Annotated in this window: 19 protein-coding genes; 13 read left to right on the top strand and 6 right to left on the bottom strand. The window is 75.2% G+C overall.

Annotation, left to right across the window (positions count from 1 at the left end; translation table 11 throughout):
- The 6 genes from MY526_RS23040 to def all read left to right on the top strand — a co-directional run.
- The coding region (locus tag MY526_RS23040) for an Rne/Rng family ribonuclease (RefSeq protein ID WP_436705158.1) at positions 1-2,490 on the top strand (2,490 nt) is incomplete at its 5' end.
- Between the two features lie 172 nt (positions 2,491-2,662).
- The gene (rplU, locus tag MY526_RS23035) at positions 2,663-2,974 is read left to right on the top strand and encodes a 50S ribosomal protein L21 (protein WP_436693184.1); all 312 of its coding nucleotides are present in this window, start codon (positions 2,663-2,665) and stop codon (positions 2,972-2,974) included.
- A 7-nt stretch (positions 2,975-2,981) separates the two neighbouring features.
- Complete coding sequence (rpmA, locus tag MY526_RS23030; RefSeq protein WP_012947748.1) at positions 2,982-3,239, top strand: 50S ribosomal protein L27; 258 nt, start codon at positions 2,982-2,984, stop codon at positions 3,237-3,239.
- A 183-nt stretch (positions 3,240-3,422) separates the two neighbouring features.
- Positions 3,423-4,910: a GTPase ObgE gene (obgE, locus tag MY526_RS23025; RefSeq protein WP_436705157.1), complete on the top strand. Its 1,488-nt coding sequence runs from the start codon at positions 3,423-3,425 to the stop codon at positions 4,908-4,910.
- Positions 4,907-6,040, top strand: coding sequence for a glutamate 5-kinase (gene proB / locus MY526_RS23020; RefSeq protein WP_436693180.1), 1,134 nt, complete (start codon positions 4,907-4,909; stop codon positions 6,038-6,040). Before obgE ends, proB begins: the two co-directional genes overlap by 4 nt.
- A gap of 12 nt (positions 6,041-6,052) precedes the next feature.
- Positions 6,053-6,538: a peptide deformylase gene (def, locus tag MY526_RS23015; protein WP_436693178.1), complete on the top strand. Its 486-nt coding sequence runs from the start codon at positions 6,053-6,055 to the stop codon at positions 6,536-6,538.
- A gap of 3 nt (positions 6,539-6,541) precedes the next feature.
- On the opposite strand, the gene MY526_RS23010 is transcribed toward def, so the two are convergent.
- Positions 6,542-6,847: a hypothetical protein gene (locus MY526_RS23010; RefSeq protein ID WP_436693176.1), complete on the bottom strand. Its 306-nt coding sequence runs from the start codon at positions 6,845-6,847 to the stop codon at positions 6,542-6,544.
- Positions 6,844-7,488: a maleylpyruvate isomerase family mycothiol-dependent enzyme gene (locus tag MY526_RS23005; protein ID WP_436693174.1), complete on the bottom strand. Its 645-nt coding sequence runs from the start codon at positions 7,486-7,488 to the stop codon at positions 6,844-6,846. Before MY526_RS23005 ends, MY526_RS23010 begins: the two co-directional genes overlap by 4 nt.
- A 71-nt stretch (positions 7,489-7,559) precedes the next feature.
- Between MY526_RS23005 and MY526_RS23000 the strand changes: the two genes are divergently transcribed.
- Positions 7,560-8,006: a MarR family winged helix-turn-helix transcriptional regulator gene (locus MY526_RS23000; protein ID WP_436693172.1), complete on the top strand. Its 447-nt coding sequence runs from the start codon at positions 7,560-7,562 to the stop codon at positions 8,004-8,006.
- A 3-nt stretch (positions 8,007-8,009) separates the two neighbouring features.
- Here MY526_RS23000 and MY526_RS22995 read toward each other — a convergent pair whose 3' ends face one another.
- Genes MY526_RS22995 through MY526_RS22980 form a run of 4 tightly spaced genes read right to left on the bottom strand, consistent with a single transcriptional unit; the run spans position 8,010 to position 11,155 of the window.
- The gene (locus tag MY526_RS22995; protein ID WP_436693170.1) at positions 8,010-8,426 is read right to left on the bottom strand and encodes a Fur family transcriptional regulator; all 417 of its coding nucleotides are present in this window, start codon (positions 8,424-8,426) and stop codon (positions 8,010-8,012) included.
- On the bottom strand, positions 8,423-9,436 hold the full coding sequence (locus MY526_RS22990; protein ID WP_436693168.1) for a metal ABC transporter permease: 1,014 nt from the start codon (positions 9,434-9,436) through the stop codon (positions 8,423-8,425). Before MY526_RS22990 ends, MY526_RS22995 begins: the two co-directional genes overlap by 4 nt.
- 1 nt (position 9,437) lies before the next feature.
- A complete protein-coding gene (locus tag MY526_RS22985) occupies positions 9,438-10,232 on the bottom strand; it encodes a metal ABC transporter ATP-binding protein (protein WP_436693167.1) in 795 nt (264 codons plus the stop codon).
- The gene (locus MY526_RS22980) at positions 10,229-11,155 is read right to left on the bottom strand and encodes a metal ABC transporter substrate-binding protein (protein ID WP_436693166.1); all 927 of its coding nucleotides are present in this window, start codon (positions 11,153-11,155) and stop codon (positions 10,229-10,231) included. The genes MY526_RS22985 and MY526_RS22980 overlap by 4 nt, the downstream gene beginning before the upstream one ends.
- Positions 11,156-11,229: 74 nt before the next feature.
- Between MY526_RS22980 and MY526_RS22975 the strand changes: the two genes are divergently transcribed.
- The 6 genes from MY526_RS22975 (at position 11,230) to MY526_RS22950 (ending at position 17,296) form a co-directional block, all read left to right on the top strand.
- Positions 11,230-12,483, top strand: coding sequence for a glutamate-5-semialdehyde dehydrogenase (locus MY526_RS22975; RefSeq protein ID WP_436693164.1), 1,254 nt, complete (start codon positions 11,230-11,232; stop codon positions 12,481-12,483).
- A gap of 67 nt (positions 12,484-12,550) precedes the next feature.
- Positions 12,551-13,438, top strand: a complete 888-nt coding sequence (locus MY526_RS22970) for an AAA family ATPase (RefSeq protein ID WP_436693162.1) — start codon at positions 12,551-12,553, stop codon at positions 13,436-13,438.
- Positions 13,438-14,880, top strand: a complete 1,443-nt coding sequence (locus MY526_RS22965; RefSeq protein ID WP_436693160.1) for a vWA domain-containing protein — start codon at positions 13,438-13,440, stop codon at positions 14,878-14,880. Before MY526_RS22970 ends, MY526_RS22965 begins: the two co-directional genes overlap by 1 nt.
- A gap of 321 nt (positions 14,881-15,201) precedes the next feature.
- On the top strand, positions 15,202-15,951 hold the full coding sequence (nadD, locus tag MY526_RS22960; RefSeq protein ID WP_436693158.1) for a nicotinate-nucleotide adenylyltransferase: 750 nt from the start codon (positions 15,202-15,204) through the stop codon (positions 15,949-15,951).
- Positions 15,948-16,559, top strand: a complete 612-nt coding sequence (rsfS, locus tag MY526_RS22955; protein ID WP_436693156.1) for a ribosome silencing factor — start codon at positions 15,948-15,950, stop codon at positions 16,557-16,559. The genes nadD and rsfS overlap by 4 nt, the downstream gene beginning before the upstream one ends.
- Positions 16,556-17,296, top strand: coding sequence for a histidine phosphatase family protein (locus MY526_RS22950; protein WP_436693154.1), 741 nt, complete (start codon positions 16,556-16,558; stop codon positions 17,294-17,296). Before rsfS ends, MY526_RS22950 begins: the two co-directional genes overlap by 4 nt.
- Positions 17,297-17,354: the final 58 nt, after the last annotated feature.

Genomic DNA, 17,354 nt, shown 5'->3' with positions numbered 1-17,354 from the left:
GGCGACGCGGAGGACCGCGACGAGGGCGGCCCCGCCGGCAGCCGGCGCCGGCGGCGTGGCCGCCGCGGGCGCGGCCGGGGCCGCACCGGCGAGGACGCCGCCGACACCGAGGACGCCGACGAGGGCGCCGAGGACGAGGTCGGCGACGAGCAGGGCGCCGAGGACTCCGACGAGGACGAGACCGACGGCGACGGCGACGCCGACACCGGCGAGGACACCGCCGAGGGCGACGAGGCCGAGGGCGGCTCCAGCACCCGCCGCCGTCGCCGGCGCCGCCGCCGGGGGACCACCGGCGAGGACGACCTTCCCGCCGAGGCCGACGACGACCGCCCGGAGCGGGCCGGCCGCAACGGCCGCACCACCAGCGACGACGACGTCCGCGGGGTCGCCGGCTCCACCCGGCTGGAGGCCAAGCGGCAGCGTCGCCGGGACGGGCGGGACAGCGGGCGGCGCCGCGTGCCCATCCTCAGCGAGGCCGAGTTCCTCGCCCGCCGCGAGGCCGTCGACCGCAAGATGGTCATCCGCCAGCGCGGCGAGCGCACGCAGATCGCCGTCCTCGAGGACGACGTGCTGGTCGAGCACTACGTGACGCAGGCGCAGGCGACGTCCTTCGCCGGCAACGTCTACCTGGGCCGGGTGCAGAACGTGCTGCCCAGCATGGAGGCGGCGTTCGTCGACATCGGCAAGGGGCGCAACGCCGTCCTGTACGCCGGCGAGGTCAACTGGGACGCCGCCGGGCTGTCGGGCAAGCAGCGCTCGATCGAGCAGGCGCTGAAGTCCGGCGACAAGGTGCTGGTGCAGGTCACCAAGGACCCGATCGGGCACAAGGGCGCCCGGCTCACCCAGCAGATCAACCTGCCCGGCCGGTTCCTGGTCTACGTGCCCGGCGGCTCGATGACCGGCATCAGCCGCAAGCTGCCCGACACCGAGCGGCAGCGGCTCAAGGACATCCTCAAGAAGATCGTCCCCGAGGACGCCGGTGTCATCATCCGCACCGCGGCCGAGGGCGCGTCGGAGGAGGAGCTGACCCGCGACGTCGCCCGCCTGCAGGCGCAGTGGGACGTCATCCAGAAGAAGGCCGAGTCCTCCACCAACGCCCCGTCGCTGCTGTACGGGGAGCCCGACCTCGCCATCCGGGTGATCCGCGACGTCTTCAACGAGGACTTCAAGGACCTCGTCGTCCAGGGCGACGACGCCTGGGACACCGTCGAGGCCTACGTCGCGCACGTCTCCCCGGAGCTGACCGGGCGGCTGACCCGCCACACCGGCGAGAGCGACGTCTTCCGGGACCTCCGGATCGACGAGCAGCTGGCCAAGGCGCTGGACCGCAAGGTGTGGCTGCCGTCGGGCGGCTCGCTGGTCATCGACCGCACCGAGGCGATGACCGTCGTCGACGTCAACACCGGCAAGTTCACCGGCTCGGGTGGCAACCTCGAGCAGACCGTCACGCGCAACAACATGGAGGCGGCCGAGGAGATCGTCCGCCAGCTCCGGCTGCGCGACATCGGCGGCATCATCGTCATCGACTTCATCGACATGGTGCTCGAGAGCAACCGCGACCTGGTGCTGCGCCGGCTGACCGAGTGCCTCGGCCGCGACCGCACCAAGCACCAGGTCGCCGAGGTCACCTCGCTGGGCCTGGTGCAGATGACCCGCAAGCGGGTCGGCCAGGGCCTGCTCGAGGTCTTCTCCGAGCCGTGCGAGCACTGCCGCGGCCGGGGCGTCCTCGTGCACACCGACCCGGTCGACGAGCGCCGACGCAGCGGCAACGGCCCGGCTGCCGTGGCCGGCGCCGGCGGCGGCAACGGCCGCCGCGACCAGGGGCGTGACCGGAGCCGGGACAACGGTGCCAAGGACGGCGGCCAGAAGGACGCCGAGCCGAAGGAGGCCGTCGCCGTCGCGGCGGAGGCGCCCGCGGTCAGCAGCCCGGACGGCGAGGGCGAGGGCGGGCGCTCCGGTAGCCGCCGGGGCCGGGGCCGCCGCAACCGCGGCCAGTCCGGTGAGGAGCGGGCCGCCGAGGACGCCGCCGTGCTCACCGCGGCCGGCGGCGCCGTGTCGCCGGTCGAGGCCCTGGCCGAGATCCCGGTCGAGGACGAGGACGACGCCCCCGAGACCGCCGACGCGGTCGGCGGACCCGAGGAGTCCGAGGAGATCGCCGTCGTCGAGCCCGACCAGCCCGACGCGGTGACACCCGAGAAGGCGCCGGAGCCCGAGCCCGCGGCGGCGCCCGTCGAACAGCCCGCGCCGGCTCCGGTCGCCCCGGCACCCGAGGCGGCGCCGGGATCGGCGGCCCGCGCCGGGTCCGGCGACGAGGACGTCCCGTTCGGAGCCGGCCCCGACGACCCGGGTCCGATGGACGAGGTGGCCGACGAGACGCCGGTCGAGGAGGCCTCGCCGGTGACCTTCGACGCAGTCGGCAGCGCCGCGCCGGTCACCCGCCCGCGTCGCCGCCGGGCAGCCAGCCGGCCGGCCGGTCCGCCGGCCTCCTGAGGGCCGTCCCCCGTTCGACCGGGTCCCGGTCGCTCGGGTACGCTGGTCGGGTTGCACCGCCACGGGCCGGGCACCGCACGGTGTCCCCTGGCAGGCGGGCAGCCCGTCCAGCACCCGGCGCCCGACGCCGGGGTGCACGCAGGGCAGCGAGAAGCGATCGAGGAGTTCAGTGGTGTACGCAGTCGTGAAGGCCGGTGGCCGGCAGCACAAGGTGGCCGTGGGCGACCGGTTCACGGTCAACCGTCTCGTGGGTGAGGCGGGCGACACCGTCACCCTCCCGGCCCTGCTCCTGGTCGACGGGGACACCGTCACCAGTGACGTGCAGGCGCTCGCAGGCGTGACCGTGACCGGCGAGATCGTCGGCCACGGCAAGGGCCCGAAGATCCGCATCCACAAGTTCAAGAACAAGACCGGCTACCACAAGCGTCAGGGGCACCGTCAGCCCCTCACCGACGTCGTGGTCCGCGACATCACGAAGGGCTGACGCCGACATGGCACACAAGAAGGGCGCCTCGTCGTCCCGCAACGGCCGCGACTCGAACGCGCAGCGCCTCGGCGTCAAGCGCTTCGGTGGCCAGGTCGTGAAGGCCGGCGAGATCATCGTGCGCCAGCGCGGCACGCACTTCCACCCGGGTCTCGGCGTCGGCCGCGGCGGCGACGACACGCTCTTCGCCCTGCAGCCGGGCGCGGTCACCTTCGGCACGCGGCGGGGTCGCAAGACCGTCTCCATCTCCGCCGTCGAGGCCTGAGAAGCCCCCTGCCCCCCACCGCTCGCGGGCTCGCGGCGGGTCCCTGCAGGGGGCCGGCCGCGGCCCGCGACGGAGCCGCAGCACAATCCACCGCGCACGAGCGCACGGGCCACCGGCCCGTGCGCTCGTGGCGCTTGACAGACAAGAAGCAGGAGGCGGCGCGGACCCGGTCCGCCAGCTGACATGGCCGCTTTCGTCGACCGCGTGGTCGTTCATGTGGCTGCCGGCAACGGTGGCCACGGGGTGGCATCGGTCCACCGCGAGAAGTTCAAGCCGCTGGGTGGCCCCGACGGGGGCAACGGCGGGGACGGCGGCAACGTCGTCCTCGAGGTCGACCCCAGCGTGCACACCCTGCTGGACTTCCACCACCGCCCCCACCAGAAGGCCGGCAACGGCCGCCCCGGCGAGGGCAACAACCGGCACGGCGCCCGGGGTGAGGACCGCGTCCTGCGGGTTCCCGCCGGCACCGTGGTGAGCACCCCCGACGGCCGGGTCGTCGCCGACCTCGTCGGTGCCGGCACCCGCGTCGTCCTGGCCCACGGCGGCAGGGGCGGGCTGGGCAACGCCGCGCTGGCCAACGCCCGCCGCAAGGCCCCCGGGTTCGCGCTCCTGGGCGAGCCGGGCGAGGCGCTGGACGCCGTCATCGAGCTCAAGAGCATCGCCGACGTCGGGCTGGTCGGCTTCCCGTCGGCCGGGAAGTCCTCGCTGATCGCCGCCATGTCCGCGGCGCGGCCGAAGATCGCCGACTACCCGTTCACCACGCTGGTGCCCAACCTCGGCGTGATCCGGGCCGGCGACGTCGCCTTCACGATGGCCGACGTCCCCGGGCTGATCCCCGGCGCGTCCACCGGCAAGGGGCTCGGCCTGGAGTTCCTCCGCCACATCGAGCGCTGCGCCGTCCTGGTGCACGTGGTCGACATGGCGACGATGGAGCCCGGCCGTGACCCGGAGAGCGACATCGAGGCGCTGGAGCACGAGCTCGCCGAGTACAGCGGCGAGGAGATCGACCTGGTGAGCCGGCTGCGGATCGCCGTCCTCAACAAGATCGACGTCCCGGACGCCCGGGAGCTGGTGGACCTGGTCCGCGCCACGCTGGAGGAGCGCGGCCTGCAGGTCTTCGCGGTCAGCGCGGCCACCGGCGAGGGGCTGCGCGAGTTCGGCTTCGCGCTGGCCGAGGCGGTCGAGCAGCACCGCGCCGCGCTGCCCGCGCCCGAGCCGGTGCGGATCACCCTCACGCCGCGGGCGGTCGACGACTCCGGCTTCACCGTCGAGCGCGACCCGCAGGACGAGGAGGCGTTCGTCGTCCGGGGCGTGAAGCCGGAGCGCTGGGTCCGGCAGACCGACTTCACCAACGACGAGGCCGTCGGCTTCCTCGCCGACCGGCTCAACCGGCTCGGCGTCGAGGAGGAGCTGGCCAAGAAGGGTGCGCGGGAGGGCGACGCGGTCACCATCGGCGAGGTCACCTTCGACTTCGTGCCGACCCTGCCGGCCGGCACGCTCACCGTCGAGGAGACCGCCGGCCTCGGCGGCCGCGGCACGGACGCGCGGATCGACGCCCCGCACCGGGTGCGCGCCGAGGAGCGGCTGGCGGCCAAGAAGGCCCGCCGGGTGCCCTACGAGCTCACCGAGACCTGGACCGACGAGGACATCCCGGAGGACGACGAGCCGTGATCCGCCCGGAGATCGCCGGCGCCCGCCGGGTCGTGGTCAAGGTCGGCTCGTCGTCGCTGACCACACTCCCCGGGGGCCTGGACCACGCCCGGCTGGTCGCGCTGGTCGACGTCCTCGGGGCCGCGCGGACCGGGGGCCGGGAGGTCGTGCTGGTCTCCTCCGGGGCGATCGCCGCCGGCCTCGCGCCGCTGGGCATCGACGGCCGGCCGCGGGACCTCGCCACCGCCCAGGCCGCCGCCAGCGTCGGCCAGCTGCGTCTGGTCCAGACCTACGCCGACGCCTTCTCCCGGCACCAGGTGACCGTCGGGCAGGTGCTGCTCACCGCCGACGACCTCACCCGGCGCAGCCACTACCGCAACGCGCACCGGACGGTGGAGCGGCTGCTGAGTCTCGGCGTGCTGCCGATCGTCAACGAGAACGACACGGTGGCCACCGAGGAGATCCGCTTCGGTGACAACGACCGGCTGGCCGCGCTCGTGGCGCACGTGGCGCAGGCCGACGCGCTGCTGCTGCTCTCCGACGTCGACGGGGTCTACGACGGCGACCCGCGGTCCGGGCCGGCCCAGCTGATCGACACCGTCCGGAGCGCCGACGACCTCGCCGCGGTCACCCTCGGGTCGGCCCGGCGCAACGGCGTCGGCACCGGCGGGATGGCCACGAAGGTGGAGGCGGCGCTGATCGCCGCCCACGCCGGGGTGCCCGTCATCGTCACCTCCACGGCGCAGGCCGCCGCGGCCCTGGCCGGGGAGCGGGTCGGCACGCTGTTCACGCCGATGGGCCGGCGGCCCGGTGCCCGCCAGTTCTGGCTGCGCTACGCCAGCCGCCCGCGGGGCCGGCTCGTGCTCGACGAGGGGGCGGTGCGGGCCGTGCGCGAGCGGAACGCCTCGCTGCTGGCCGCCGGCATCACCGGGGCGGTCGGCGACTTCCTCGCCGACGACCCGGTGGAGCTGGTCGGCCCGGACGGCATGGTCGTCGCCCGGGGCCTGGTCGCCTACGACGCCCGGGAGCTGCCGGCGCTGTTCGGCCGCAAGACCCGCGAGCTGGAGCCCGAGTACCGGCGCGAGGTCGTGCACCGCGACGAGATGGTGCTGGTCGGTCCCCGGCCCGTCCGGGCCCCGACCGGCGGCTGAGACACTGCGGCCGTGACGATCCGCCCCATCCGCGAGCTCGGCGACCCGGTCCTGCGCACTCCGACCGACGAGGTGCGCGCCTTCGACAAGGAGCTGGCCGCGCTGGTCCGCGACCTCGAGGAGACCGTCGACCACCCGGGCCGGGCCGGGCTTGCGGCCCCGCAGATCGGTGTCAGCGCGCGGGTGTTCTCGCTCAACGTCGAGGGCGTCATCTCGCACGTGGTCAACCCCCGGATCGTCGAGCTGTCCGACGAGACGCAGGACGGCGACGAGGGCTGCCTGTCCATCCCCGGCATCTGGGCGCCGACCGTGCGCGCGATGCACGCGGTCGTCGAGGGCTTCGACGTCCACGGCGAGCCGCTGCGGATGGCGGGCTCGGGACTGCTGGCCCGCGCCCTCCAGCACGAGGTCGACCACCTCGACGGCAAGGTCTTCCTCGACCGGCTCGCCGGCGAGGCCCGCAAGGCGGCGCTGCGGGCGCTGCGCGAGCGGGTCTGACGCTCAGACCGCGACGCCGGCCCCGGGCAGCACCAGGCCGCGGACCTCGAACTCCGTGACGCCGTCGACCGGGGGCGGCTCACCGCCGGCCATCTCGGCCACCACCGGGCCGACGACCTCGCGCTCGTAGCGGTCGTGGTCGGCCTTGGACTCCCACACCTCGATCACCTGGAACCCCGTGCCGGTGGCCCGCGCCAGGTGGACCAGCAGGCCCTCGCCGGCGCCGCTGGTGCGGCGGAGCAGTTCGGCGTGCACGGCGTCGTAGACCTCGACCGGCGCCGGCACGTCGACGACCATCCCCCAGGTCATGACGTCCTCCTCGTCTCCTCGCGGCGCCGCAGATCGCGGACGCCGTCTCCGGTGAGCTGGTCCAGGGCGGCGTCCCGCCCGGTGACCAGCAGCAGCAGCGCGGCGATCGGTCCCTCGACCGGGGTGCCGGAACCGACCGTCCAGCCGGTGTCGGTGGCCGCCAGTCGCAGGCCGGCCAGCCGCCGCTGGGCCCGGAACGGGAAGCGCACGTCCCACGCCCGCTGCGCCGCCGCGGCGGCGGCGGCCGGGGGCATCGGCCGGGTCCGGCCCAGCGGGAGGGCGATGTCCTGGCCGTGGACGAGGACGTCGAGCAGCGGCTCCAGCGGCGTGAGGAAGGGGGCCATGCGGCGCGAGCCGACCATCGCCCGCAGCCGCCCGGCGCACTCGGCGGGCGTCAGCGGGGCCGCGCGCAGCGCACTGTCCCTGATCATCCGGTCGAAGCTCCCGCGGGCGCGGACGGCCGCCACGAGTGCCGCCCCCAGTCCCATGTGCGCCTGGGTGAGGTGCACCGCGACGTCACCGACCCGCCAGCCGTCGCACAGCGAGGGCGTCGCCCACTCGGCGGGGGAGAGGTCCTCGACCAGGTCGGCCAGGCCGGCCCGCTCCGCGTCGATGGTCCGCCAGACGTCGTCGAGGTCCATGTCGGGCTCCCGGATTGGTACGATAATCTGACCATTTTCGTTCGAGAGCCTGACCATCGTCAAGGGGGATCGTGAGCTCGCAGACCGGCCAGCGGCAGAACCTCGGCCTGCTCTGCTTCTACCCGAGCCGGGCCATGGAGGCCCGCCTCCTCGCGGAACTGGCCGCGGCGGGGTTCGACGACATCACCATCGCCCAGGGGCGGATCGCCGCGCGGATCGGGCCGGCGGGCACGCGGCTCACCGACCTGGCCGAGCAGGCGCTGGTGACCAAGCAGACCGCGGGCCACCTGGTCGACCAGCTGGAGCGGTCCGGCTACGTCCGGCGGGTCCCCGACCCCACCGACGGCCGGGCCCGGCTGGTGACGATGGCCGAGCGCGGGCAGCGGGTCGTGGAGGTGGCCCGCCGGGTCGAGGCGCAGGTGGAGGCCGAGTGGACCGTCCACCTGGGCGAGGAGGCCACCGCTGCGCTGCGCGCGGCACTCGAGCGGCTCCGGGAGATCACCGACCCGTACCGCTGAGCCTCACCGGTCGGCGGTGCAGGCCGAGCAGGTGCCGAAGACCTCGAGCTGGTGCTGGACGTCGGCGAAGCCGTGCTCGGCGGCGACCCGGGCGGCCCACCGCTCCACCGGCGGGTCGGCCACCTCCACCGTGCGTCCGCACGACCGGCAGACCAGGTGGTGGTGGTGCACCGGGGAGGAGCAGCGGCGGTAGGCGGCCTCCCCGTCGGCGCCGCGGAGCACGTCGACCAGGCCGTCGTCCACCAGGGCCTGCAGCGCCCGGTAGACCGTCGCCAGCCCCACCGCGTCGCCCCGCTGCCGCAGCAGGGCGTGCAGGTCCTGGGCGGTGCGGAAGCCGTCGAGGTCCTCCAGCAGGGCCAGGACCGCGCTGCGCTGGCGGGTCTGCCGGCGCGGCGCCTCGGGTGGCTCCGGGCGGGTCACGGCCGGCCGGCCCGATCGGCGGCGTGCTCTCCGTGCTCGTCGTAGTGCACGCCAGCGCCGGTGCGGTGCGGCGCGTGCAGGTGGCCGTCGTGGTCGTAGTCCACGTGGTCTCCGTGCGGCACCGCCGGGTGCCCGCAGCCCTCGCCGTGCTCGTGCGGGTGGGCGGCGTGCACATCGACGCGCCGCTGGTGGCGACGTCGCGCCGTGGTGTCGCGGACGGCGACGGCCGCGGTCACCACGAGGAAGAGCCCGATGGCCAGCAGCACGATGGTCCCGCCGGACGGGGTGCCGGTGTAGTACGAGGCGCTGGTGCCCGCGACGCTCACCACCAGACCGATGCCGCAGGCCAGGTAGAGCGTCTGCCGGAAGCTGCGGCCGAGCAGCTGCGCCACGGCGCTGGGCACGATCATGAGCGCGCTGATCAGCAGGAGGCCGACCACCCGCATCGAGAGCACGACCGTGGAGGCGACGAGCGCGGCCAGCACCATGTTGAGCGCGAGCACCGGCAGGCCCACCGCGCGGGCGTACTCCTCGTCGTCGCTCACGGCGTACAGCCGCTGGCCGAGCAGCCAGACGACGGCGAGCACGACGACGGTGATCCCGGCGAAGACCGCGACGTCCGCCGTGCTGGTCGTGGTGATCGCGCCGAAGAGGTAGGACTCGAGGTTGGTCGCCCGGCCGCGCGGGGCGAGGCTGAGCAGCACCACGCCGCCGGCGATGCCGCCGTAGAAGAGGACGGCGAGCGCGACGTCCCCGCTGGTGCGCCCGCGGGCGCGGACCAGCTCGATGAGGACGGCGCCGAGCACCGCGGCGACCAGCGCGGTCCCCACCGGTGCCGTCGAGGTCAGCACGCCGATGGCCACCCCGGTCAGGGCGACGTGGCCCAGGCCGTCACCGAGCAGGGACAGCCGGCGCTGCACGAGGAAGACGCCGACCGCCGGGGCCACCAGGCCGACCATGAGCGAGGCCAGCAGCGCCCGCTGCATGAAGCCGTACTCGAGGATCTCCACGTCAGCGGCCTCCGTCGGTCGTGACCCGCGGCTGGTCGAGGCGGTAGCCCTTGGCCGGGGGCTGGCCCGCGTCGTCGGGGTGGTGGTGCCCGCCGTGGGCGTGCGGCTCGGCGCCGGCGAGCGGTCCGTCGTAGCCGATCCGGCCGTGGTCGACGACGACGGCCCGGGACAGCACGCCGGCCAGTGGCCCGGTCTCGTGCGTGACGACCAGCAGGGTGGTGCCCCGCGCCGAGACCTCGGCCAGCACGGCGGCGAGCGCCTCCTGGCTGGCGGCGTCCACGCCGGCGGTCGGCTCGTCCATGATCAGCAGCTCCGGCTCGGCGGCCAGGGCCCGCGCGACCAGGACCCGCCGCTGCTGGCCGCCGGAGAGCGACGCGACCGGGTCGTGCAGCCGGTCGGCGAGCCCGACGGCGGCCACGGCGTCGGCGACCGCGGCCCGGTCGGCCGGGCGCAGCCGCCGGAACAGCCCCAGCCGGGCCAGCCGCCCGACGCCGACCACCTCGCGGACGGTCGCCGGGACCGCGCCGCTCACCGTGTGCCGCTGCGGCACGTAGCCGATCCGGCCGCGCTCGCGCAGCCGCCCGACCGGAGCGCCCAGCACCTCGACCTCGCCGCCGAGGACGGCCGCGAGCCCGAGCACCCCCCGGGCCAGCGTGGTCTTCCCCGACCCGTTCGAACCCAGGACGGCGACCGCCTCGCCGTGCGCCACGGTGAGGTCCACGCCCTGCACCACGGCGACGTCGCCGTAGCCGATGCTGGCGCCGCGGAGGCGGACGTCGGGTGCGGCGGTCGTCATGAGCAGGACTGTCCCGCCTGCAGGGTGGCCAGGTTGGCCCGCATGACCTCGAGGTAGTCGGCCCCGGACGACTCGTCGGTCAGCCCCTCGAGCGGGTCCAGGACGGCGGTCCGCACCCCGGCCTCCTCGGCGACGGTCTCGGCGACGGCGGGGTCGACGAGCGTCTCGGTGTAGACGGTCGTGACGCCGCGCTCGCGCACCAGTGTGGCGATCTCGGCCAGCTGCGCCGGATCGGGCTCCTGGGACGGGCTCAGCCCGCTGATGCCCACGACCTCCAGGCCGTAGCGACCGGCCAGGTAGCCGAAGGCGTCGTGGCTGGTGACCAGGGTGTCCACGGCGCACGTCGCGAGCCCGCCCTGGATCTCGGCGTCCAGCGCCTCGAGGTCGGCGCGCAGCGCGGCGGCGTTCTCCTCGAAGGCGGCCGCGCCGTCGGGGTCGAGCTCGGTCAGGCGCGCGGCGAGCGCGTCGCCGACGGCGGCCAGTCGGACGGGGTCGAGCCAGAAGTGCGGGTCGACCGGCTCGCCGTCGCCGCCGTCCTCGTGGCCGTGCTCGTCGGCCGCGTGCTCGCCCGCGGTGAGGTCGGCGGCCTGGCCGGCGTCCCACGCGGTGTCGGCGGCCTCGGACTCCGCGGCCTCGTCCAGCGCCGGCTGGAAGCCGTCGAGGTAGACCAGCAGGTCGGCCTCGCCGATCGCGGCGACGTCCTGGGGAGCCAGCTCGAGGTCGTGGGCCTCGGCGCCGGGCGGGGTGAGCGAGGAGACGTCGACGCGGTCGCCGCCGACCCGCTCAGCGGCCCACTCCAGCGGGTAGAAGCCGGCGAGGACGGCAACGCCGTCCCCGCCCTCGGCCGGGCCGGAGCCGCCGCACCCGGAGAGGACGAGGGTGGTGGCCGACGCGGCCACGGTGACGACCGTCCTGACGTTCATGAGAATCATTCTCGCATAGGTCGACGTGTGCGCGAGGGGGAGGCGGCCGGCGTCGCCCGCGTACCCTCGCGGGCGTGTCCGACGTCTCCGGCCTGCCGCTGATCGGCGCCGCGGCGCTGCGTGCCCGCGCCGCCGCCCGCGTGCTGCGCACCCTGCCCACCGACACCAAGGACGCCGCGCTGCGTGCCATGGCCGACGCGCTGGTCGAGCGCACCGACGAGGTGCTCGCCGCCAATGCCGCCGACGTGGCGGCCGCCGCGGCCGACGGCACGCCCGCCGCGATCCTCGACCGGTTGCGCCTCGACCCCGCCCGCGTGGCGGGGGTGGCCGACGCGCTGCGCCAGCTGGTCGCGCTGCCGGACCCGGTCGGCGACGTCGTCCGCGGGTCGACGCTGCCCAACGGGCTGGCGCTGCGGCAGGTCCGGGTGCCGCTCGGCGTGGTCGGCATCGTCTACGAGGCGCGGCCGAACGTGACCGTGGACGCCGCGGGGCTGTGCCTCAAGAGCGGCAACGCGGCGCTGCTGCGGGGGTCGGCGTCGGCGTTCCGCACCAACACCGCGCTGGTCGCCGTCCTCACCGAGGCCGCGGAGAAGGCCGGCCTGCCGGCCGGGTCGATCGAGCTGCTGCCGGCCGACCGCGCCTCGGTGGGGGAGCTGCTGAACGCCCGCGGGGTGGTCGACGTGGTCATCCCGCGCGGCGGCGCCTCGCTGATCCAGCGGGTGGTGCGGGAGTCGCGGGTGCCGGTGATCGAGACCGGCGAGGGCAACTGCCACGTCTACGTCGACGCCTCGGCCGACCCGGCGATGGCCGAAGCGATCGTCCTCAACGCCAAGACCCACCGGGTGAGCGTCTGCAACTCCGCCGAGACGCTGCTCGTGCACCGGGACGTCCCGTTCCTGCCGCGGCTGCTGTCCGCGCTGGTGGACGCCGGGGTGACGCTGCACGGGGACGCCGCGGCGCAGGCCGCGCACGACGCGGTCGTCCCGGCGACCGACGAGGACTGGGCGACGGAGTACCTGTCGATGGACATGGCGGTGCGCGTGGTCGACGACCTGCCCGCTGCCCTGGACCACATCGAGCGGTGGAGCACCGGGCACACCGAGGCGATCGTGGCCGACTCCGCGTCGGCGATCGCCGCGTTCACCGCCGGAGTGGACGCGGCGGCGGTGCTGGTGAACGCCTCGACCCGGTTCACCGACGGCGGCGAGTTCGGGTTCGGCGCCGAGATCGGCATCTCGACCCAGAAGCTGCACGCCCGCGGGCCGCTGGGCCTGCCGGAGCTGACCTCCACCACCTACGTCGTCACCGGCAGCGGTCACGTCCGCTGACCCGCCGTCGCAGCGCCCCCGCCCACCCGCCGCCCCCACCCATCCCGCCGCACCAGCGAGGAGCCGCATGCCCCGCCCGCCGACGCAGTTCCCGCACTTCTCCTCGGTCGCGGACGTCAGCAAGCGGCTGTCGACGGCGGGCTACCTGCCCGACGCGCAGATCGCGACGACGGTGTTCCTCGCCGACCGGCTGGGCAAGCCGCTGCTGGTGGAGGGCCCGGCCGGGACCGGGAAGACCGAGCTGGCCAAGGCGCTGGCCGCGGCGACCGGCTCGGAGCTGATCCGGCTGCAGTGCTACGAGGGCCTGGACGAGGCGCGGGCGCTGTACGAGTGGAACTACAAGAAGCAGCTGCTGCGGATCCAGGCCGCGCAGGGCAGCGACGGCGCGGACTGGGACACCGTCCACGACGACATCTTCGGCGAGGAGTTCCTGCTCTCCCGGCCGCTGCTCACCGCGATCCGGCGCACCGAGCCGACCGTGCTGCTCATCGACGAGACCGACAAGGCCGACGTCGAGGTGGAGGGCCTGCTGCTGGAGGTGCTCTCGGACTTCCAGGTCACCATCCCCGAGCTCGGCACGGTGACGGCCACCCGCCGGCCGATGGTGGTGCTGACCTCCAACGCCACCCGGGAGCTGTCCGAGGCGCTCAAGCGGCGCTGCCTGTACCTGGCGCTGGACTACCCCTCCGCCGAGCGGGAGCGGGAGATCGTGCTCTCCCGGGTGCCCGACCTCGCGCCGGGGCTGGCCGAGCAGCTGGTGCGGACCATCCGCGCGCTGCGGGCCCTGGAACTGAAGAAGTCGCCGTCGATCTCCGAGACCCTCGACTGGGCGCAGACGCTGCTCGAGCTCGGCCTGGACACCCTCGACGAGACGGCGGTGCGCTCGACGCTGGGCGTGGTGCTCAAGCACGCCAGCGACCAGGTGCGGGCCGCGGCCGAGCTGCGACTGAACTGATGACCGCCGGCCCGCCGACCACGGCCGAGCCCGGCGGCCTCGCCGGCCACCTCGACGGCTTCGTCCGGGCCGTCCGCGAGGCCGGCATCCCGGTCGGGATCAGCCAGGCCGTGGACGCCGCGGAGATCCTCACCGTGGTCGACCTGCTCGACCGCGAGCAGCTGCGGCACGGGCTGGCCGCGGTGCTGCTCCAGCGGGCGGCGCAGCGGCCGGCCTACGACGTGCTGTTCGACCTGTGGTGGCCGTTGGGGGACCGGCCGGCGACCTCGGGCGACGGCTCCGGCGACGGCGGTGCCGCCGACGACCCGGGTGAGGCCGGGGAGTCCACCCTCGACCTGCCCGACGGCGTCGACCTGGCCGGCCTGCTGCGCGACCAGCTCGCCCAGCTGCTGCTCGACGGCGACGAGGAGGCGCTGCGCCGCTTCGCCCGGGAGGTGGTCGAGCAGCTGGGGCGCGCGACGCCGTCGCCGTCCGGGCAGTCGTACTTCAGCTACCGGGTGATGCGGGCGTTGTCGCCGGACACCCTGGTCGCGCAGCTGCTGGCCGGCCTGCTCGGTGGGGACCAGCGCGGTGGCCTGGCCGAGCAGGTGGCGCGGCAGACGGTGCGCGAGCGGCTGGCGGCGTTCAAGGCGGCGGTGGAGGCCGAGGTCCGGCGGCGGGCGGCCGCCGAGCGGGGGCGGGACAAGGTCGCCACGAGCGCGGTGCGCCCACTGGCCGACCAGATCGACTTCCTCCGCGCCCAGTCCGCGGACCTCGCCGAGCTGCGGCGGACCGTGGCGCCCCTGGCGCGCCGGCTGGCGGTGCGGCTGTCGGCCCGCCGGCGGCTGGGCCGGGAGGGCCGGCTGGACTTCCGCCGGACCGTCCGCGCGTCCCTGGGGACCGGCGGCGTCCCCGTGGTCACGCACCACCGGCCGCGCGCGGTGCACAAGCCGGAGCTGGTGGTCCTCTGCGACGTCAGCGGATCGGTGGCCGGCTTCAGTCACTTCACGCTCATGCTCACGCAGGCGCTGCGCGAGCACTTCTCCGGCGTGCGGGCGTTCGCGTTCGTCGACTCGACAGACGAGGTGACCCGCTTCTTCCGGCCGGGCGCCGACGTCGTCGACGCGGTGTCCCGGATCGGTCGGGAGGCCGACGTCGTGGGCTTCGACGGGCACAGCGACTACGGCACCGCCCTCGAGGTGTTCGCCGAGCGCTGGCCGGCCGCCGTGGGGCCCAAGACGTCGCTGCTGGTGCTCGGTGACGGGCGGACCAACTACCGCCAGCCGGGCCTGCCGGTGCTCGCCGACCTGGTCCGCCGGGCCCGGTCGGCGCACTGGCTGAACCCGGAGCCGCGGCGGTTGTGGGGGAGCGGTGACTCGGCCGCCGACCGGTACGGCGAGGTCATCGACATGGTCGAGTGCCGGAACGCCGCCCAGCTCGCGGACTTCGTCACCACGCTCTGAACGTTCCTCACCGGTGCAGTCCGTGGACCTCGGCGGCCGGTCGAGGTGTCGCCTCGGCGACCCGTCGACATGTCGCGGAGGTGACCGGTCGAGATGTCGCCGAGTTGACGTGTCGACAGCACCGTGACCTGACGGCGGGTGGCGCGTTGAACAGCGAGGTGTCGGGTCCTCCCGGTGACCGGCCGGCGCACCCGCCGGCCGGCCCGGGTGGCGCCGCGCCCGTCCTCGACCGACGGCACGGGGGAGCCGGTCGGGGGAATGGCCGCCGGTGGGCGCCGGTCCTCGGGGGGCCGGCCCCCGGCGGCCGGATAGGCTCGATCGGTGGCGGGTCGGCGAATCGGGGTGATGGGTGGGACGTTCGATCCCATCCACCACGGGCACCTGGTGGCGGCCAGCGAGGTCGCCGTGCTCTTCGGGCTCGACGAGGTCGTCTTCGTTCCGACCGGCCAGCCGTGGCAGAAGAGCCACCGCGAGGTCAGCCCCGCGGAGGACCGCTACCTGATGACCGTCATCGCGACCGCCTCCAACCCCCGCTTCTCGGTCAGCCGCGTGGATGTCGACCGCGGCGGCCAGACGTACACCATCGACACGCTCGACGACCTCCAGCGGCAGCGCCCCGACGACGAGCTGTTCTTCATCACCGGCGCCGACGCCCTCTCCCAGATCCTCAGCTGGCGGGACAGCGACCGCTGCTTCCAGCTGGCGCACTTCATCGGGGTGACCCGCCCCGGCTTCGACCTCGCCGCCTCACACCTCCCCGAGGGATCGGTCAGCCTGGTCGAGGTGCCGGCGCTGGCGATCAGCTCCAGCGACTGCCGCGAGCGGGTGGGCCGCGGCATGCCGGTCTGGTACCTGGTCCCCGACGGTGTCGTGCAGTACATCGAGAAGCGCGGCCTGTACCGCTCCCGGAGCGCCTCCCGGACCGCGGCGCGCGAGGGCGCCTCCGGTGACGGCTCCGCTCCGCCGTCCGGCGACCGTCCCGCCTTCGACCGGCCGCCGGCCACCGCCGCGCAGCCGGGCGAGCAGCCTCCCGACCCCTCGTCCCCCCATCTCCAGGAGGTACCCCGATGACCGCCTCGCCCGAGGCGCGGGAGACCGCACTGCTGGCCGCCCAGGCCGCCGCCGACAAACTGGCGACCAACGTCTCGATCGTCGACGTGAGCGAGCGGCTGGCCATCACCGACGCCTTCGTCCTCGCCGCGGCGCCCAACGAGCGCCAGGTGCAGGCGATCGTGGACGAGGTGGAGGAGCGCCTCCGCCAGCACGGCGTCAAGCCGGTGCGCCGCGAGGGCGTCGCCGAGGCCCGCTGGGTGCTGCTCGACTTCATCGACGTCGTCGTCCACGTGCAGCACAACGAGGAGCGCGCCTACTACGCCCTCGAGCGGCTGTGGAAGGACTGCCCGACCATCCCCTTCGTCGACAGCGCCGTGCCCGCCGACCCGGCAGCGGGTGCGGACGCGGACGCGGGTGGCGGTCCCCTCGATGCCCGGCGGACGCTGTCCGCCGACGACGTCGACCCGATGAGCGCCGACCCGACGCCGCTGACCGCCGAGCCGGCGGACGACCTCGCTCCCGAGGCGGACGGCGACCTGCCCCCGGCGGCGGACGGCGACGGCGCCCCTGTCTCCGGCGCGGACGGTGCCGCCGACAGCGCGGGCACGGAGACGACCGGCCGGTGACCACGGTGGTGCCGGCCCTGCCGGTTTCCCGGCTGCTCATCTGGCGGCACGGTCGGACCGAGTGGAACGCGGTCGGCCGCTTCCAGGGGCAGCTGGACCCACCGCTCGACGACGAGGGCCGCCGCCAGGCCGCGGTGGCCGCGCCGCACCTGGCCGCGGGCGGCGCGTTGCCCGCGGGCACGGTCGTGGTGTCCAGCGACCTCGTGCGGGCCGTGGAGACGGCCGAGTCGCTCACCGCCGTCCTCGGCGTCCCCCTGCGGCTGGACCCGCGGCTGCGTGAGGTCGGCATGGGCTCGTGGGAGGGGCTGACCCGGGAGGAGGTCGCCGAGCGCCACCCGGAGCAGTACGCCGACTGGATCGCCGGCCGCCCGATCCGCGGTCGTGGCGGCGAGGACGCCGCCGACGTCCCGGCCCGCGCGCTGGCCGCCCTCCGTGACCTGCCCGAGGCGCCTGTCGCGGTCGTGGTCACCCACGGCGGGACCTCTGCCCGGCTGATGGAGGCCCTGTTGGGGCTCGGACCGGAACACCGCCGCGTCTTCGGGCCCCTCGGCAACTGCGCGTGGAGCGAACTGGCGGTGCAGAGCGAGCGGTGGCGGCTGCTGCGGCACAACAACGCGGCGCCGCTGCAGCTCGACGGCCGCCCGCCTGCCGCTCGGGGTGCCGCCCGCATCATCGAGGCCGGCGCCAGCCCGGAGGAGGGGCCACCACCGGCCCAGGACGCCGACGCGATTCTCTGACCTGCCCGTCCGGGCGGTGCCGCGAGGGATCCCGGCCGGAGGCGTTCCGTCGAGGGCT

Origin of the sequence: Geodermatophilus sp. CPCC 205761 (assembly GCF_051383655.1) — a bacterium.
Classification (GTDB): Bacteria; Actinomycetota; Actinomycetes; order Mycobacteriales; family Geodermatophilaceae; genus Geodermatophilus.
Note: the sequence above shows the minus strand (reverse complement) of the source record. Positions and strands in the feature narration are given on the sequence as shown.

Bases quoted from the DNA above. Each gene is read 5' to 3' on its own strand.
- rpmA (WP_012947748.1), top strand. From the start codon at position 2,982: ATGGCACACAAGAAGGGCGCCTCGTCGTCCCGCAACGGCCGCGACTCG.
- obgE (WP_436705157.1), top strand. From the start codon at position 3,423: ATGGCCGCTTTCGTCGACCGCGTGGTCGTTCATGTGGCTGCCGGCAAC.
- MY526_RS23010 (WP_436693176.1), bottom strand. From the start codon at position 6,847: ATGACCTGGGGGATGGTCGTCGACGTGCCGGCGCCGGTCGAGGTCTAC.
- MY526_RS23005 (WP_436693174.1), bottom strand. From the start codon at position 7,488: ATGGACCTCGACGACGTCTGGCGGACCATCGACGCGGAGCGGGCCGGC.
- MY526_RS22985 (WP_436693167.1), bottom strand. From the start codon at position 10,232: ATGACGACCGCCGCACCCGACGTCCGCCTCCGCGGCGCCAGCATCGGC.
- MY526_RS22980 (WP_436693166.1), bottom strand. From the start codon at position 11,155: ATGAACGTCAGGACGGTCGTCACCGTGGCCGCGTCGGCCACCACCCTC.
- MY526_RS22970 (WP_436693162.1), top strand. From the start codon at position 12,551: ATGCCCCGCCCGCCGACGCAGTTCCCGCACTTCTCCTCGGTCGCGGAC.
- MY526_RS22965 (WP_436693160.1), top strand. From the start codon at position 13,438: ATGACCGCCGGCCCGCCGACCACGGCCGAGCCCGGCGGCCTCGCCGGC.
- rsfS (WP_436693156.1), top strand. From the start codon at position 15,948: ATGACCGCCTCGCCCGAGGCGCGGGAGACCGCACTGCTGGCCGCCCAG.